Genomic DNA, 979 nt, shown 5'->3' with positions numbered 1-979 from the left:
TATAGTTATTTTTAAAAATGAATTTTTAAGTGAAAAGTATTATTTTTACTCTTTTTAAAATTGCAAATTAGAAAACATTTTTTATATCAATGGTTTAAGTGATTAATAATTATTGTAAATAAATGTGAAAATATTCACAAACTGGTTATTTTTTGTTAAGATCATTAACATTAAAAACATAGAGATAATAATAATGATCAATAAAGTATTAATAGTGTTGTGCGTGAGTATCGTGTTTGTATTAGGGTACTGGGCGTATTTAGATACCCAAAATAAAAGACATCAAGAGCTCATGAGGATTATTCAGGAAGCTGAAAAAAATTTGCAATTTTAAAAAGAGTAAAAATAATACTTTTCACTTAAAAATTCATTTTTAAAAATAACTATATTTTTTAACAAAAACTTATATAGCATTATTCACCTACTTTTATTTTTAAGTATATTTAAATTTATTTTTCAATTTAACTTCATTAAATTATTTGTTGAATTTTAATTTATTGTTCAATCCGTTCAATAATAAAAAGCCCATTTCAATAAATTAAAATGGGCTTTTATAAAGTTATTAACCAGCAACTTCTTCAGCTTTAGGTTTTGCTTTTATCAAATCAGCTTCATAAACCACATCATATTCTTCTAACTTTAAATGATGTAAACGCTGTTTAAGCTTTTTCAATGACCATGGCCATGCTGCAAAGTTACGCCCATTTGCATCAAGGTAGTAACTTTTACATCCCCCACTATTAAATACAGTGGTTTGCAGATGTTTTTGTACCAAGTCGTTGTGCTTTTTAATCACTTCTGATTTCACTGAAAGCTTAGCAATACCTTTTGCCTTCATTTGTAGCAAACCATCTACAATATATTGCAGTTGTGCTTCGGCAAGACCAATAAATGAGTCATAGACCAAAACATTTGGCCCAAGCATAAGAAATGCATTAGGTACATTTTCAATATTAGTTCCTAAGTAAGCTTCTGGTGA

The 979-nt window shown here is 27.0% G+C and carries 1 pseudogene; it reads right to left on the bottom strand.

The features are described from left to right. Positions 1-562: 562 nt before the first annotated feature. Positions 563-979, bottom strand: a pseudogene (locus J582_RS25380) (cyclohexanone monooxygenase); the annotation flags it as partial.

The sequence above is a fragment of the Acinetobacter sp. 1566109 genome, assembly GCF_000582255.1.
GTDB classification, from domain to species: Bacteria; Pseudomonadota; Gammaproteobacteria; order Pseudomonadales; family Moraxellaceae; genus Acinetobacter; species Acinetobacter nosocomialis.
This window is presented reverse-complemented; position numbering and strand designations above follow the sequence as displayed.